The 17,013-nt window shown below is 37.5% G+C and carries 15 protein-coding genes; 9 read left to right on the top strand and 6 right to left on the bottom strand.

Annotated elements, in window-relative coordinates; genetic code table 11:
* Positions 1–15 precede the first annotated feature (15 nt).
* The 3 genes from JNUCC51_RS04020 to JNUCC51_RS04010 all read right to left on the bottom strand — a co-directional run bounded on the left by JNUCC51_RS04020 (position 16) and on the right by JNUCC51_RS04010 (position 2,751).
* A complete protein-coding gene (locus JNUCC51_RS04020) occupies positions 16–1,740 on the bottom strand; it encodes an ABC transporter ATP-binding protein (RefSeq protein WP_443136994.1) in 1,725 nt (574 codons plus the stop codon).
* Positions 1,741–2,051: 311 nt separating this feature from the next.
* Positions 2,052–2,459 (bottom strand): MFS transporter, encoded by a 408-nt coding sequence (locus JNUCC51_RS04015; RefSeq protein WP_337990943.1) that lies wholly within the window; start codon positions 2,457–2,459, stop codon positions 2,052–2,054.
* A 25-nt stretch (positions 2,460–2,484) separates the two neighbouring features.
* Entirely contained in the window at positions 2,485–2,751 is a 267-nt protein-coding gene (locus tag JNUCC51_RS04010) for a hypothetical protein (protein WP_337990942.1), read from the bottom strand.
* 338 nt (positions 2,752–3,089) lie between these two features.
* On the opposite strand from JNUCC51_RS04010, the gene JNUCC51_RS04005 reads away from it, so the two are divergent.
* The 3 genes from JNUCC51_RS04005 to JNUCC51_RS03995 are packed head-to-tail and all read left to right on the top strand — an operon-like array spanning position 3,090 to position 5,254.
* The gene (locus JNUCC51_RS04005; protein ID WP_337990941.1) at positions 3,090–3,665 is read left to right on the top strand and encodes a MarR family winged helix-turn-helix transcriptional regulator; all 576 of its coding nucleotides are present in this window, start codon (positions 3,090–3,092) and stop codon (positions 3,663–3,665) included.
* Positions 3,658–3,969: a hypothetical protein gene (locus tag JNUCC51_RS04000; RefSeq protein WP_337990940.1), complete on the top strand. Its 312-nt coding sequence runs from the start codon at positions 3,658–3,660 to the stop codon at positions 3,967–3,969. The genes JNUCC51_RS04005 and JNUCC51_RS04000 overlap by 8 nt, the downstream gene beginning before the upstream one ends.
* A 25-nt stretch (positions 3,970–3,994) precedes the next feature.
* Positions 3,995–5,254 carry an MFS transporter gene (locus tag JNUCC51_RS03995; RefSeq protein ID WP_337990939.1) on the top strand — a complete coding sequence of 420 codons (1,260 nt, stop codon included), beginning with the start codon at positions 3,995–3,997 and terminating at the stop codon, positions 5,252–5,254.
* Between the two features lie 169 nt (positions 5,255–5,423).
* On the opposite strand, the gene JNUCC51_RS03990 is transcribed toward JNUCC51_RS03995, so the two are convergent.
* Positions 5,424–7,442 (bottom strand): multicopper oxidase family protein, encoded by a 2,019-nt coding sequence (locus tag JNUCC51_RS03990; RefSeq protein ID WP_337990938.1) that lies wholly within the window; start codon positions 7,440–7,442, stop codon positions 5,424–5,426.
* A 524-nt stretch (positions 7,443–7,966) separates the two neighbouring features.
* On the opposite strand from JNUCC51_RS03990, the gene JNUCC51_RS03985 reads away from it, so the two are divergent.
* The 6 genes from JNUCC51_RS03985 (at position 7,967) to JNUCC51_RS03960 (ending at position 13,074) form a co-directional block, all read left to right on the top strand.
* Positions 7,967–8,449 (top strand): cell wall elongation regulator TseB-like domain-containing protein, encoded by a 483-nt coding sequence (locus tag JNUCC51_RS03985; protein WP_337990937.1) that lies wholly within the window; start codon positions 7,967–7,969, stop codon positions 8,447–8,449.
* A gap of 16 nt (positions 8,450–8,465) precedes the next feature.
* Positions 8,466–9,659 carry a pyridoxal phosphate-dependent aminotransferase gene (locus JNUCC51_RS03980; RefSeq protein ID WP_100544457.1) on the top strand — a complete coding sequence of 398 codons (1,194 nt, stop codon included), beginning with the start codon at positions 8,466–8,468 and terminating at the stop codon, positions 9,657–9,659.
* A 281-nt stretch (positions 9,660–9,940) separates the two neighbouring features.
* The gene (gene asnS, locus JNUCC51_RS03975; protein ID WP_337990936.1) at positions 9,941–11,236 is read left to right on the top strand and encodes an asparagine--tRNA ligase; all 1,296 of its coding nucleotides are present in this window, start codon (positions 9,941–9,943) and stop codon (positions 11,234–11,236) included.
* A 123-nt stretch (positions 11,237–11,359) separates the two neighbouring features.
* Positions 11,360–12,088, top strand: a complete 729-nt coding sequence (locus tag JNUCC51_RS03970; protein WP_337990935.1) for a DnaD domain-containing protein — start codon at positions 11,360–11,362, stop codon at positions 12,086–12,088.
* A 12-nt stretch (positions 12,089–12,100) separates the two neighbouring features.
* Positions 12,101–12,763: an endonuclease III gene (gene nth / locus JNUCC51_RS03965; RefSeq protein WP_049666611.1), complete on the top strand. Its 663-nt coding sequence runs from the start codon at positions 12,101–12,103 to the stop codon at positions 12,761–12,763.
* The gene (locus JNUCC51_RS03960; protein ID WP_337990934.1) at positions 12,760–13,074 is read left to right on the top strand and encodes a YpoC family protein; all 315 of its coding nucleotides are present in this window, start codon (positions 12,760–12,762) and stop codon (positions 13,072–13,074) included. Before nth ends, JNUCC51_RS03960 begins: the two co-directional genes overlap by 4 nt.
* Positions 13,075–13,503: 429 nt before the next feature.
* Here JNUCC51_RS03960 and JNUCC51_RS03955 read toward each other — a convergent pair whose 3' ends face one another.
* Together JNUCC51_RS03955 and recU are read right to left on the bottom strand one after the other, a co-directional pair.
* On the bottom strand, positions 13,504–16,242 hold the full coding sequence (locus JNUCC51_RS03955) for a transglycosylase domain-containing protein (protein WP_337990933.1): 2,739 nt from the start codon (positions 16,240–16,242) through the stop codon (positions 13,504–13,506).
* A complete protein-coding gene (recU, locus tag JNUCC51_RS03950; RefSeq protein ID WP_337990932.1) occupies positions 16,239–16,889 on the bottom strand; it encodes a Holliday junction resolvase RecU in 651 nt (216 codons plus the stop codon). Before recU ends, JNUCC51_RS03955 begins: the two co-directional genes overlap by 4 nt.
* Positions 16,890–17,013: the final 124 nt, after the last annotated feature.

Genomic DNA, 17,013 nt, shown 5'->3' with positions numbered 1-17,013 from the left:
TAACAAATCCCTTCGTTATTCCTCTTTAATACGTAATTGTTGCTTAGCAAACTCTCGATACATGTCATGAGTCTCAAATAGAGTATCATGTGTGCCACTGCCCGTAATATGTCCTTTCTCCACAAAAAGTATTTGATCAGCATCTACTACTGTTGAAAGACGGTGTGCGATTACAAGAGTTGTTCTACCTTGCATTAAATTATCTAATGCTTTTTGAACATAGATTTCCGATTTACTATCTAGACTTGACGTTGCTTCATCTAGCATTAATATTTGAGGGTCACGTAAAAGTGCTCTGGCGATAGAGATTCGTTGTCGTTGACCGCCAGAAAGCTTAATGCCTCGTTCTCCTACCTCTGTGTCAAATTGCTCGGGTAATTCATTGATAAATTGATCGGCATAGGCCATTTTGGCAACTCTCACAAGCTCTTCATCCTGCACTTCTCTATTAATACCGTAGCAAATATTTTCTCGAATCGTACCAGACAGCAGTGCACTTTCCTGAGCAACATAACCGATTTGACTTCTCCATGAATGCAAGGAGTAAGTGTTGATAGGGGTTTCTCCAAGTGTGATACTTCCATTAGTAGGCTGATAATATCTTTCTAACAGAGAAAACGTTGTTGTTTTTCCTCCACCACTAGGTCCAACGATGGCAGTAACTTGACCTGGTTCAATGGTAAAACTAATATTCGATAAAATCGGTTCTTCTCCATAAGCGAAGTCAACATTTTTTACATAAATCGGCTGATCCACTTTTTCTAATGTGTTTCCTTCAAAAATATTTTCCTCTTCATGCTCAAGTAATGCACTAATTCGCTCTGTAGCACCCATTGCTTTTTGAAGCTGTGTAAAGAACATTGTTAATTGGGTCATCGGCATGATGATTTGGATTAAATATAAAATAAATGCCACCATGTCGCCAGCTGTAAGCTCTCCAGAAGAAACTCGTACACCACCATAACCAATAATGGCCACAAGGACTGACATTAATACAAACGAAATGAGTGGTGAAATAAGAGCATGGATTTTAGCTTCTTTTAAACCAAACGTAAAGAGGTTTGTAATTCCTTTCATGCCACGCTTATATTCTATATTTTCAGCATTTGAAGCTTTTACTAATCGTGTCTCAGGTAAAACTTGATTTAGCACGGACGTAAATTTCGCTGTTTCATCTTGCATTCCTTTTGAAATAACAAACATACGTCTTCCTAACAACATTAAAATAATCATAGCAAGCGGAACAGCAATCAACATGACTAAGGTCATTTTCCAATCTAAAATTAATAGAATAATGATTGACCCAATAATAGAAATAACACCAGATAAACAGTTCGCAAGGTGTTCCGTAATGAGCTCCTTGACAACGGCTGTGTCATTTGTAACACGACTTAATGTTTCACCTGTATCGTTTTCATCATAATAAGGTATTGGCAAATGAAGTAGCTTTCTCCATAGCTGATCTCGTAATTTCGCGACAACATGATGTCCCACACGATTTAAATAATAAATAGAAAGGCCACTTGCAATTGCCTGCGCGATAAAAGCAATACCTAACAAAATAATTTGCCAATAATCAAGTGATTCTAATGAAAAGCCATCGACTAATTTTTTTGTAAATAACGGTACGATAAAGCCTACGCCCGTAGTTGCTAAACTCATAATTAATGCAATAATTAAAAGCCACATCGGCGGTTCAGCCTGTTTAACTAAGCGAACAAAACGCCGCCAATCCTTCATTTTTGTCGTATCTTTTGATGCCTCCAGCAAAGTAAATCCTCCTTCAATTTCATCAACAATATAATATGAATCTTCTATGTTACTAACTATAGCATGTCTATATGAACTGAATATGAAATGGAGTGGGATAATAAGGAAAAAAGGTTACTCGAAATTCTGAGTAACCTTTTATGTGTCTATGGTGTGCTTATTCAAACTGAAAGACTTTGCAATAAGCCGATAGAATCGTACTGCTAATTGAAATTGGAGTAACTTACTGTCAAACAAAAAAAGACGACTTTCCTTAAAGAAAAAAACCTGCTGATTAAGTGTCATTTTATTTGCTGGTGCTTCTGATTACCAATTTTAAACTGAATGAGGATCATGGCAATGACGATGACCATCATACCAATAATTGCGACTGTAAAACTACCTGTATAATCTCGTACAAGACCAACAAAAAATGGGCCAAGTGCGGCAAAAACGAAGCCAACCGATTGAGTCATAGCTGGCAAAATACTTGCTTCCTTTATGTTTTTGGCTTCATCAATTGGTAATGTTAATCCTAATGAGAATAAGCCACCAGCATCTATGCCAATGAAAAGACTCCTAAGCCAAGGGTTAGCGGAAAATAGTAGCATAGATAGACCGATTAATTCTAACAATGAACAACCCACTAGCCATACAGCTCTATGCTGAAAACGATTATTTAAAATCGGTACTAAAAAAGTTGCAGGCATTGGGCAACCGTTAATAGTGTCAACATCATGCCAGCTGTTGTTTACTAAAGTCCATATCTTCTACTATAGGTGGCAACCATGCCATGATTGTATAAAACATGAAAGCCATTAAGCCAAAAAAAGCAGTTAATAACCAAGCTTTTTGATTTGTTAAAAGTTGCTTTAAATTATTATCAGCACCTGAAGCGTCTGAGCCAGTGTTAGTGAATGGCTTTTTCTCAATTGGTTTCCACCAAAACAAAACAGCGATGACAGCAAGAATAGCCCATGATGCACATTCAGGACGACGCACCAAGCCGTAGCTTGTCGATTATTTATCGAGTAGATCGTTATGTAAGTCAAGCAACAAAAGCTTTAATTGAACAAATTGAAGTTTATTTTCAAGGCTAGTCCGAAAGTGGGCTGGCTTTTTCTATTGTTTTACTAGTGAATGCTCTAGGAAAATGAAAAATAATACAAAAAAAAGGTGTTCCATTTTTTGGATAGTTACCATATAATATTCATAAACCGACAGTCGGTCTATTTATAAAAACATCTCTTACTTTTTGTAAAATGGTCAGCATGTTGACATTTTAAAAGTCGTTATGTATTATTTAGTAAACATGGTGACTAAATAGAGAGGTGTTACATATGGATTTAAATCAATTATTGAAGGAATTGCATTTCATGCAGCAAAGTTATGCGACATTGTTTTCAGTTGTCAATAAAGTTCAAATAAAAGGAGATGAATATTTAGAGATATTAACTTCGAGACAGCATATGGCTCTTATTGCCATTGCCCATTTACCGGTAGAAAATACAACACTTGTAAATATCGCTAAAAAGCTTGGTACAACTAAGCAGACTGCGAATAAGTTAATAACGAGTCTTGCGAAAAAGGGCTATGTTCAAACGATACCAAGTAAATTAGATAAAAGATCCATCAATGTCGAGATTACTTCAGAGGGAAAAATAGCATTAATTGCTTGTTCGGAGAAGTCTACTTACTTTTTAGCAGATATCTTTAAAGACTTTACAACTGAGGAAATTGAAACATTGTGGAAGCTATTGCAAAAGCTTTATCGTTTTGATGGTGAGGAACTAGATGGATATGAAGAAACGGTAAATATGGAGGTAGAGGAACCAGAACAGATTTCGGACTTCCAAGAGAGAGTATTAGCGGAGTTATTCAAACGAAGATATGGAGATGAAGAACACCATGATTAATGGAAGTACATCATTTTTTTATACTCAAAAAGCAAAAGATGCTGAGCAAAAGTTAAAAGAAAAGGTTCATCTTATGAAACGGAAAATAAAGAAATCTGCGAATGACATTAAAGAAAAACTGCGTTGGAAATCAAATTTTAGTCGTACTGGAAATTATGTCTCCATTATTATAGGGATCTTATTGCTAATAATGTCTTGGAGTGCACAAATTGAGTGGCTCATTTGGTTAAGTACGATAAGTATTTTTAGTAATGTCTTTCTTCTTACAATACAAAAATATTCTACACTTTCAAAAGGGTCTTGAATGTTAAAGGAAAGGGGTCTAATGAATGGAATCACAGATTAAAAGAAAAGGCTTTTCAAAAGATTTTAACCTGATGGTAATTGGGCAAATTATTTCTATTTTAGGATCTGCGCTCTTAAGGTTTGCTTTATCACTATATGTACTAGATATTACAGGACGTGCGGATCTTTTTGCAGTACTATTTGCGATATCGAGTGTCCCGATGTTACTAGCACCGCTAGGAGGAGCAATTGCTGATAGGTTTAATCGACGCAATTTAATGGTGATTTTTGATTTTATGAGTAGCATAATTGTTTTTATTTTCTTTGCAATGCTAGCGATTGGTAATAGTTCCGTTTTACTTATTGGTGTTGTAATGGTACTGCTTTCCTTTGTTAGTGCTATGTATGCACCTACAGTGATGGCCAGTATTCCAGTACTTGTAGAAGAGGAAAAGCTTGAGCAGGCCAATGGAATTGTTAATGGTATTCAAGCATTGTCTAATGTAGCTGCTCCTGTATTAGGAGGAATACTATACGGTTTGATTGGCTTAAAAGTGCTTGTCATTGTGAGTGGTGTGTTCTTTTTCCTTTCGGCCATATTAGAGATGTTTATTCATATACCATTTATGCAACGAGAGCAAAGCAGACATATTATTCCGACGCTTGTAAATGATTTGAAAGAGGGCTTTAGCTATGTAGTGAAGCAATCTTTTATATTCAAATGTATGATTTTAGCGGCATTATTAAATTTATTATTAACACCGCTGTTTGTCGTGGGGGTTCCGATTATTCTCCGTGTTACGATGCAAAGTAGTGATACATTGTATGGAGTAGGGATGGGGTTAATTGATTTTGCTACAATTTTAGGAGCTTTATCTATGGGGTACTTTGCGAAAAAAATGGGTATCAATAATTTGTATATTTGGATTTTCATCACTGCTTTATTGATTGTCCCAATGGCTCTATCGGTGACACCTCTGTTACTTAATATTGGCTATTACCCATCCTATACTTTATTTGTTGTTAGCGCACTTTTAATCGCTATGATTATGACGATCATCTCTATTTACGTTATAACAGTTGTACAAAAAGAAACACCTAATGAAAACTTAGGAAAGGTCATGGCTATTATCATCGCTGTATCACAATGTATGGCACCAATTGGGCAAATATTGTATGGCGTATTATTTGAAGCATTTAGTGTTAAAGTCTACGTTCCTATTTTAATAATTAGTATTGTTATGGTAGTGATGGCAATTGCAACTAAGAGAATTTTACGCTTTGAAAATAGCGATGCAGCTTAATGATTCACTTTTATAGTTAGTTATACAAAATAAATAGATAACGACCAACATTTTCGTTATCGACTTCTACTTAACACCAATAATTTATAAAGCGCGAGAAATCAACGTTCTAAAATTGATTTCTCGCGCTTTTTAAGATTTTGACTAGTTTTGTTACAGCCTCTTGACATTAGTACCATCTTCTCCGACGCCTAGTAGCCATTCTTTGTTGTGGGAGTTGTAACTCAGTAGACGGGAAGATTGGTTGAGGGATGCTATTAATACCAGTAACATTATGAATTTGATGATCCGAAAGTTCTGCTTTGGAAAAAGTGATATTTTGAGTATTGTTCAAGAGTGGTGAAGAAAGCTGATTATATTCCACTTTGTCTTCTAAATAAGATGATTCATTAGAGCGAGTAATGTTTTGAGTACTAGTTAAGAGAGGGATAGTTTGCGGAGTAAATTCTATTTCGTCTGTATGCAAAGAATCTTGAGAGTTTTCTACTATTTCTTTGGTTGGAGTGATGTGTGGAGTAGTGATCAAGAGTGGTACAGTATGCTCGTTATTGCCCGTAACAATAGTCGTGTCTTCGTGATGCTGATCTTGCGAATGCTCTACTTTATGCTGGATTTCAGCATGTGGCTCCTGTACAGGGTGAACGTCCTTCATGACGAGTATTGGTCGCATCATGTCATGATCTTCGTGTTCAAGGAAATGACAATGCCACATATAATTGCCAGCATAATCTTTCCAATGCATAATAATTTTCGTAACTTTCCCGGCTTCCGCTTTTACAGTATCCTTCCAACCTTGCTCATAGTCGTGCGGTTCTTCAGGGGGACCTGTAAATTCCAGTTTACCTTCATTTTGATATAGCTCCATATTGAAAGGGCGTCGTTCTAGTATTTTAAATTGAATTAAATGTAGATGAATAGGGTGATCAAACCGTGTGGCATTAATGAAATTCCAGATCTCTATACTATCAAGTGCAGGTTTTTCAGTGGTAGGGTCATGATACATACGATTATTTAATAATAACATTGGTCGACCAAAATCATCTGTCGTAGCAGTTAATGGTAAATGTCTCTCGATATGTGCATCGTGTGAATGTAAATCCATTGATACTGCGAGTCTTTCTGGTATTTCACTAGTATCCTTACACTTTAAAGGAAGACATACGTTAAACTTCATGATTTCTCTTGTATATTCATCGATGAAATCTTCATCAGAATTGACTAATGTTATTTCCTGACCTTCATATTTGGAAAAATCGATAATGATATCTGTTCGTTCTGCCGGCAATAACTCAACAGATTGAATTTCTTGGGGAGCTGTTAAAAAGCCTCCATCTGTTCCAATCTGTGTCATAGGCTCATCATTTGAAAGGCTAATGACATAACCTCTTCTATTGGAGCCATTCAGAAAACGAAATCTATATTTACGAGGTTCAACATTTAAATAGGGCCAGACCTTGCCGTTTACAACGATTGTATTACCAACAAAGCCAGGTGTAATAGATGGATGTACGGGAACTGGGAATGGTGGTTCATCAGGATAGAAAAGTGAGCCGTCTTCATTAAATGATTTATCTTGAATTAAGATGGGGTACTCATAATCACCACAAGGTAGGTTAGAACGCTCCTCAAGTGAATCCCGTAGTAAATAAAAACCGGCTAATCCAGCATAAACATTTAAACGAGTTAGCGCCATTGCATGATCATGATACCACAGTGTTGCGCCAGGTTGATGATTAGTGTATTCGTGTATTTCTTTACTGAATTTTGGACCTGTTTGCGCATAATCTCTTGTATACCATGCCTCAGGATGGCCGTCGCTTTCCCAATCTACATTAGCGCCATGTAAATGTGTAACAGTTCTTACTTCCTTTGAATCATTTGCCGCATGAAGAGTATAATCGACGGGTAAGAAGTGCTGTAAGGGCAATAGATTTTTATATCTAACATAAATGCTTTTGTCTTTAGTGGCCTCAATTGTCGGTCCGGGATAAAGACCGTTATAGCCCCAGATGATCGATTTTGGGAAATCTTTATGGAAAGAATGCTCTGCTTGAATCATTTTCAGTTCATAATAGTCTTTTCTCTGTTGGCCCTTATAATATTTAGGTTTAGCGGTAACCGGTTTTGGCAGCTCATCCACAAATTTTGGTATTGTAGCTGGTTCTGTAGGATTAACTTCTTTAGTCAAAACATCACGTCCTTTTTCAATTCATAAAATTGCTCATTACCTCATCATATGGGTAAAAACAATAGGCAACTAGGACAAAAATGGAGATATTTGTACTTATAAAAAAATATCTACATTTATTAATCTGCGGGGTTTATCGCTTATAAACTGCTACAAGAGATTTAGACGCCAAAAGGTGTAATCATGGGCGTTTGTGTCAATTACATAAAATATTTAATATTAGCAGGCAAATCGATGCTTGAAGTAGGAATTTTTACTTTGAAAGGGGTATCCTTCTTAAGGGGTGAAATAAAAAGAAAAAAATTACTACTCGAATCATTTGAAAACGTTATTCTATCAACGTACAATATATGAAATTAAGAAACACGACAGCACAAAATTGTTGTATAATGTTGTGGTATGAGGAAAGAAAGCAGGTTGACAAAAATGGAAAGCAAAATGAATGTATACGCAGTTATAAACATGCAAAAGCATCGGGCATTCGTGTTAAAGAATAAGCTAGATGTGAAACTTAAGGTGAATATATGAAAAACTGGTTGATTTTCATTTCTGTCTTTATGGTTTCATTGTCACTTGTCATTAGTATTTTAGTACTCTGGAAAGCCGAGGCTCCATTCCATTCAATTGAAGAGAAGGCTGAACAGTTGGCACTTGATGCCAAAGCCCTCGCAGTTGTCTCGGAGTCCTACACATATAATGGCAAACATTCGTATGTCACTGTCTTCGGGGTAGATGAATATGGTGATAAAAAAGCTGTCTTTGTTCCGACGAATCTAAAAGCTGATTCAATTAAGGAAGTATTTTTAAAAGATGGTATTACGGAAAAGCAGGCATTATCGGTTTTAAAAAATGAAGGAAATGTACAAAATGTCCTCAGTATAAAATTAGGCTATGAGGAGCCAGGTGCTGTTTGGGAAATTACATACCTAAACAAAAACGATAAGCTCAACTATGTCTATATTATGTTTAAGGACGGCGACTGGTGGAAGCGCATTACGAATTTATAAGAGGAGTAGATCCCGTATGAAAAATTTATTAGCAAACCGTGTAAAAACTTTAACACCATCTTCAACTTTAGCGATTACTGCGAAAGCAAAGGAGTTAAAAGAGCAAGGTATTGATGTGATTGGTCTAGGTGCTGGTGAGCCTGACTTCAATACACCACAAAATATTTTAAATGCTGCCATTGACTCGATGGAAAAAGGTTTAACAAAGTATACACCTGCTGGCGGTCTTCCAGTACTTAAGAAAGCTATTATCGATAAACTTCAACGCGACAACAATCTTACATACAAGCCGAATGAAGTAATTGTAGGTGTTGGTGCAAAACATATTCTTTACACTTTATTCCAAGTTATTTTGAACGAGGGCGATGAAGTTATTATTCCAATTCCTTATTGGGTATCTTATCCTGAGCAAGTAAAATTGGCAGGCGGTGTACCTGTTTATGTGGAAGGCACAAGTGAGCAAGGCTATAAAATTACTGCGGATCAATTAAGAGCTGCTGTGACAGATAAAACAAAAGCAGTTATTATTAACTCTCCTAGCAACCCATCAGGCATGATTTATTCTCGTGATGAGATTGCAGAAATTGCTGCTGTTGCAGAAGAAAAAGATATTTTAATCGTGTCAGATGAAATTTATGAGAAGCTTGTATACAATGGTATTGAGCATTTTTCAATTGCACAGTTATCTGATGCAGTGAAAGCACGTACAATCGTTGTAAATGGTGTTGCAAAATCACACTCTATGACAGGCTGGCGTATAGGGTATGCTGCAGGGGATGCGGACATTATTAAATCAATGACTGACCTAGCATCACACTCTACATCAAACGCAACAACAACTGCACAATATGCAACAGTGGAAGCGTATAATGGACCTCAAGACGCTGTAGAAGAAATGCGTCAAGCATTCGAGTCTCGTCTTGAAAAAATTTATCCACAGTTAAGTGCAATTCCTGGCTTCAACGTTTTAAAACCTCAGGGCGCATTTTACTTATTACCAGATGTATCAGAAGCTATGGCTCATACTGGTTATGATTCAGTAGATGCATTCGCTGCGGATATTTTAACAGAAGCAAACGTAGCAGTGATTCCAGGCTCTGGCTTTGGTGCACCAACTACAATGCGATTATCTTATGCTACATCATTAGACTTATTAGAAGAGGCAGTCCGTCGAATTGATACATTTGTAAAATCAAAATGGCAAGACTAATCCTTTTAACATCTTTCAGCAGAAGTCGCCCACCTCTATAGGTGGTGAGATGAATGCGAATGTAAGCTATTTTTCAGAGGGAGTCCAAACGCCCGCTGAAAGAAGTTAAAGCCTCCGGCGGATGTCATGGAATCGGAAAGAGTTCTTAGGGGTTGTTAGCCTAAAATCATCGCATCCATGCGATAACGGCTAACTGACCTGCGACGTGCAGGCCTAAGCACAAAGCCGATTCCAGACACAATTATGCCAAGGCACAATTGATTGAATTTTGGAGGATTTCTATGAAAAAAATTATGATTCAAGATATGCCAAAGCATATCGGTGAAACCGTCAAGCTAGGAGCTTGGTTAGCGAACAAACGATCAAGTGGGAAAATTGCCTTCTTACAATTACGTGATGGTTCTGGCTTTGTTCAGGGCGTTGTTGTAAAAGAAGAAGTCGGCGAAGAAATTTTCGCCATTGCAAAAGGTATGTCCCAAGAAACTTCAATGTACATTACGGGAGAGGTTAAAGCAGATGAGCGTTCAAGCTTTGGCTGTGAAATTGCTGTAACTGGTATTGAAATACTACATGCTGCAACTGATTTCCCTATTACGCCAAAAGAACATGGTCCAGAGTTTTTAATGGATAACCGTCACTTATGGCTACGTTCTCGTAAGCAACATGCGATTATGAAAATTCGTAACGAAATTATTCGTGCAACTTACGAGTTTTTCAACAACAATGGCTTCACGAAAATGGACCCACCGATTTTAACTGGATCAGCTCCAGAAGGTACTTCTGAGCTATTCCACACAAAATATTTTGATGAGGATGCATATCTTTCTCAATCTGGTCAACTTTATATGGAAGCGGCTGCAATGGCATTAGGTAAAGTATTTTCATTCGGTCCGACGTTCCGTGCAGAAAAATCTAAAACACGCCGTCACTTAATCGAGTTTTGGATGATTGAACCGGAAATGGCATTTGTGGAATTTGAAGAAAACCTAGAAGTGCAAGAACAGTATGTAGAGCATATTGTGCAATCAGTTCTGGCAAACTGCAAATTAGAATTAGAGCGACTTGGTCGTGATACATCAAAACTTGAAAATATCAAAGCACCATTCCCTCGTATTTCTTACGACGATGCGATTAAATTGTTACATGAACAAGGATTTGACGATATTGAATGGGGCGATGATTTCGGTGCACCACATGAAACAGCGATTGCGAATTCATTTGACAAACCTGTATTCATCACTTGTTACCCAGTAGGCATTAAGCCATTCTACATGCAACCACATCCTGACCGTGATGATGTAGTATTATGTGCAGATTTAATTGCACCAGAAGGTTATGGTGAAATAATTGGTGGTTCTGAGCGTATTCATGACTATGATTTATTAAAATCACGTCTTGAAGAACATCAATTATCTCTAGATGCTTATGCATGGTATTTAGAGTTACGTAAACAAGGTTCTGTACCACATTCAGGCTTCGGTCTTGGATTGGAACGTACAGTGGCATGGATCTCTGGCACGGAGCACATTCGTGAAACGATTCCATTCCCACGTTTACTAAACCGCTTATATCCATAAGCACAACAACAAGTTTAGTTTTAGGTTTTGCTGCCCGTTAAAGCAGTTAAAATTAAAAAAGTCGCGTAGTGATGTATCTACGCGGCTTTTCTACTTACGATGGAAAAAGGAGTCAAGTATAATATGAGCACAAATAACAATCGACTCCGTACATGGACTGAGCAGAAAATGATTCAAATTCCTCAGCTTTTTTTTCAGTTTTATAAGGAGTTAAATATTGAGGATGATGAGGCACTTATTGTTATGCATTTACTTGCGTTCCATATGGAGGGAAATGATTTTCCAACGCCTAATGACCTGATGAATCGTTTGACAATGTCTGGCAATGACATTACTTCACGTCTACAGCGATTAATGCAAAAAGGCTTCCTTGAAATAACAAGCGACGTCGATGCAAATGGCAAACTATATGAAAAATATTCGGTATACCCACTTTGGGAGCGTATTATGCAGATGATTGAAATGAAGGAACATCAAAAATCAGCAGCATCACTTCGACAAGAAGAGGGTGAAATATTCCGCTTATTTGAAGAGGAAATGGGGCGTCTTTTATCTCCTTTAGAGCTAGAAAAAATTGGATCTTGGTTAGATGAGGATAAGCATAGCCCGGCGCTTATTAAGGAGGCTCTTAAGGAAGCTGTGTTTGCTGGCAAGCTAAGTATTCGTTATATAGATCGAATATTACTGGAGTGGAAAAAGAAAAATATTACGACACCACAGGCTGCACAGAAACAAAGCGAGCAGTTCCGCGAAAAACAAACATTTAACCGACCGCCAGTCCGAACAATGCAGCAAGAAGCACAGTCGACAAATAAAGTACAATTTTATAATTGGTTAGAAGAAAGAGAATAGGGGGCTTCCAACATGTTAACAAAAAAACAATGGGAGCATTGTCTAGCGGAAATGGATCGTATGTTTCCTGATGCACATTGTGAGTTAGTGCATGACAATCCGTTTGAACTAACTATTGCCACGTTATTATCGGCACAGTGTACGGATGTACTTGTAAACAAAGTAACGAAAACATTGTTTCAAAAATATAAAAAGCCGGAAGATTATTTAGCTGTGTCCTTAGAGGAGCTGCAACAGGATATTCGCTCCATTGGCTTGTATCGAAATAAGGCAAAGAATATTCAAGCATTATGTCAAAGGCTATTAGAGGAATACGAGGGAGAAATACCAGCAAGCCGAGAAGCACTAGTCACATTGCCTGGTGTTGGCCGTAAGACGGCTAATGTCGTGTTGTCTGTAGCTTTTGAAATTCCTGCACTTGCAGTAGATACACATGTAGAGCGCGTGTCTAAACGATTAGGGCTTTGTCGTTGGAAGGATTCAGTGCTAGAAGTCGAAGAAACAATTATGAAAAAAACACCGATGGACAAGTGGTCGAAAACACATCATCAGCTAATTTTCTTCGGTCGTTATCATTGTAAAGCTCAAAACCCTAACTGTCACACTTGCCCTTTACTTGATGATTGTAGAGAAGGGCAAAAGCGTTTAAAGAAAGGGCTGGTGAAGGAAGCGTGAATGTAGAGGCAATAGAAAAGGAAAAAATAGATGCTTGGTTTGCAGAGTGGACAGAGCTAGAAGGCCAAATTCATGCAGCTCATGATGCAAGGAATGGTGAAGCAAAAGGATTGATGGAAAAGGCCATTTTATTGTTTGAACGCTTAGTGCAAGATGCAGGGGATGAAGTGTTGCCTATAAACGGTGTCGAACGATTAACCTTTATAAAAGCAAAGCCTGGCCAATATGCCTGTTATCGTCAGCTCGATGAATTATTTAAGGAAACAAAAAAACGAGCAGCACGGCTACGCTTGCAGGCTGCAAAAAAGTAATATAGACGGATAGTCTCAGTAAATTGGAAGAGATAAAAAAGCAGAGTAGCTTTGAAAAATAGAATGGGTAATGAAATCTAATAACGAGCTCCTAAAATCCCCTCATTTTTGGGACCGTAAAATCTCTAGACGACTCTCTTCATTGTGATTGAGTCGTCTTTTTTTGATAGAAATTGAAATTGTTCTGATAAAACGAGATAATATTCCGATAAAAGTTAAAATTGTTCCGATAAAATCAGATTATGTTCCGATAAATCTTCAAAGTATTCCTATAAAAATGAACTCATCACCTTGTCCGCTAGCTTTCGCACAGAAAACATTAATTGTCTCCTCGTTTTGCGAAATATTTAATATAACAAATTAATTTTATTGACATATAGATTTTCAACAACAAAAAAGCAGAGTAGCGATATGCTACTCTGCTTCATTTTATTCAGTACTTCCGGTACCATCATCCGGTGCGGTTGGTTCAGTTGGCGTTGTTGGTGGCTGGCTACCATTATTGTTGCCGTTGTTACCTGGGGGGGTACCGTTATTTCCTGTATTGCCGCTGTTACCATTCCCACCAGCATTACCATTGCCATTGCCATTGTTTCCACTATTGCCGTTATTGCCACTGTTGTCATTTCCGTTACCATTGTGGTTACCGTTGTCTCCGTTGTTGCCATTTTCATCTGGTGCAGTTGGTTCCTCAACATCAGGTTTATCTGGCTCTTTATCTTTATCTTTATCTTTGTCTTTTTCTTTTTCTTTATCTTTATCATCTTCATCAGTCGTACCTGATATTTGGAAGGAAGTTGTACCTGGTTTACTGCGTGTACCATCTACAACTGCTACAACAGAAATCGTGTAATTGCCATCTTCCAGCTTGTTGCTAACTGTTAAGTCTTTGCTATCAGTTGTACCAAGAGAAATAGTTTCTCCACCTTCGCGTGTAGCGGATACCTCGAAGGTTGTTGGTAGCGGTTCATCCGTTTCCGGATTAAGCATTGCATCATGCTCCCAAGAAATATTGATAGATTGACCTTCTAAATCTAGGTTTGCACTTACATTGTAAGGTGTAGAAAGTTCTGGCATTGCGTATTCATTTGAAACTTCCTTAGGCTCTGTACCACGTACAAATAGCTCTGTTTGACGTTTCTCATTTGGAGTAAAGTTACTTGCTAATTTAAGTGGCTTTGAGCCTACTTCAATTGTAGCTTCAACAACTGAGTTTGGTTTTTTGAAACTTGGTGTTTCAACGTTCTGCGATATTTCTGACATAATTTGTTTAAATAAATGTTGTGGTAAACGACGTTCATCCCAAGTTGTAATAGGATCAAAGTGTTCTTCATAACCACTCCAAATAGCGATTGAATAGTTTGATGTGTAACCAGCAAACCATGAATCCGGTACACTTGTATCAGGTAAATTGTGCTTGCTAAAATCAGCGCTTGAATAGTTTGTTGTTCCTGTTTTACCTGCGATATCTAATCCAGATACATTGGCTGCAGTACCTGATGCATCAGGTTTATTGCCAACAACGTCACGTAACATATCTGTAACCATATAAGCTGTATAATCGCTCATTGCTACATTAGGTTCTGGTGTGTAGTCTTTTGTTGTTTTACCATCACGATAAACGATTTTTGTAATCGAATAAGGATCATTAAAAACACCATTATTCCCAAATGCTGCATAAGAAGCTGCCATTTGCGTAGGAGACATCGTAATATCCCCACCACCGATTGCATCAGATTCATAAACATTTTCAGAGTTAATACCTAAACGACCAACAAATTCTTTAGCTTTATCAATACCAACTTCTTTTAATGCTTTAACAGCTGGAACGTTACGTGAAGCATATAAAGCTTTACGTGCTGTTATTGCTCCCATATATCTATTATCCCAGTTCGTAATGGTTTGTTTCGACCCTGTGTAGTTCATAGGTTCATCCACAAGTGTTTGACCTGTTGACCATTTTAAATTTTCGATAGCTGGACCATAATCTAGTAATGGCTTCATTGTTGAGCCTGGTTGATGTTTTAAGTCATATGCATAGTTGAAACCACGTTCAGCCCCGTAATTGCGTCCGCCACCAATTGCTTGAATTTGACCAGTTTTCGTGTCAATAACAGCCACACCCGATTGAATATCTTCTGTTGGGAAGTTACTGTCATCATTCATAATTTTTTCAACAGTTTGTTGTGCATTCGGATCAAGTGTTGTATAGACTTTAATTCCTTCCGCCATTGCACTACCATCACCGTTTTTCTCTAGTTCATTAATAACGACATCAAGGAAGGCATCGTATTTAGAGCCAGAAAATTTTTGGCGTGTTGCATCGTCAGCTAGGCCAGCTTGAACGTCTACTTTCTTAGCTTCTTCCATCTGAGCTTTTGTAATTTTACCATGTTGATACATTAATCCTAGAACTGTATTACGACGTTTTTTTGCAAGTTCAGGATTTTTCAATGGATTGTAAGCATTTGGACGTTGTACTAATCCTGCAAGTAATGCTTCTTCATCTAAAGTTAAATCTTTTAGTTCTTTACCATAGAAATATTGTGCTGCTGTTCCGAAGCCATAAACACGACCTGACATTAGCATTTTGTTAAAGTACATTTCAAAAATTTCTTCTTTTGTATATTTACGTTCTAATTTGAAGGAAAGCCAAGCTTCCTGAGCCTTACGTTTTAATTTTTTCTCATTTTGTAAAAATGAGTTTTTAACAACTTGTTGTGTTAATGTCGAAGCCCCTTGTGCCCCGAAGCCATCACGGAAGTTTGCAAGAATCGCACCACCAAGGCGATAAAAATCCATACCACCGTGTTCGAAAAAGCGTACATCTTCCGTTGCAAGGATAGCGTTAATCATATCTTGTGGTATATCTTCATATTTTACATATTTCCGGTTTTCTGCACCAATTGTTGCAAATATTTCGCCGTTTTTATCATAAAACTCTGAGGAAACAGGGTCCTTCAGCAAGCTTTCATCTAGTTCAGGTGCGGAACTTGCATAAAAGGCGAATAACCCAGCACCACCAATAAAACATGCAGCTACAATAGCTATAAGTGTTAATGTAATGCGCTTGAACCATTTCTTCTTCGATGGTTTCGGAGCGCTTTTTTTATTTTTTTGAGCGAGAGCCTTTTGATGCTCACCGCGTGTCGGACGACGTTCAGTCATTCTACTATCTCCTCACTTTCAGAACCATGGCTTTTTGCTTCAATTAGCTTTTGGACAATCGGTAAATAATCGATACGTGGAAAATAGCTTGTAGGAATTTCAAAAGCATCCTTTTCTATAGTTGAAAAGGGAATCGATTTACGTTCACCGTTTTCCATTGCTAGCCAGGCCTTTTGTAAAACATCGTATGGCACGATAAAATATCGTTCATAAGCTGAGAAACGAACGATAATAAAAGCCACACCATTTTGTTCCGTCACTTGCTGCATATGTGTCATTTGATGCAAGTGAATATTCTTTAGGGGAAAACTGGTTTTTGAAGCAGTTTCCTTTGCATCAAAATCAATATAGTGCCCGTTCCAAACACCATTGTAATCTGTTGTTGAAGGTGTTCGGAAATAAGCCTCACGAATAACTGCAGCACTTCGTGATGGGTACTCTACTTTGACGATTTGCACGGGAACAGGTTTCTTATGAATGATAGCAAATCGCCTTTTTACATAATAATCGTTTGCTTCATTAATTTCATCTTCTAGTGTTTTTCCTCGATTACTAAAAGAAAAATCTTTTTCCTTTCCCTTTTTTGCTGTTTTTTGAACAGCTGGATTAGGGGAATATAATTTCCCGTTCGGATAACGAATTGTCACTTAGTTCACCCTCTATAATACTGCTATTATACAATAGTTTACCATGATTAAGTAGCAGTTCTCTACTTCCATTAATAGTATGATTGATGCTAGATTAATGGTGGTCGAAATTACCAATATAAAA

Origin of the sequence: Lysinibacillus sp. JNUCC 51, from assembly GCF_015999525.1 — a bacterium.
In the GTDB taxonomy this organism is placed as follows: domain Bacteria; phylum Bacillota; class Bacilli; order Bacillales_A; family Planococcaceae; genus Lysinibacillus; species Lysinibacillus xylanilyticus.
This window is presented reverse-complemented; position numbering and strand designations above follow the sequence as displayed.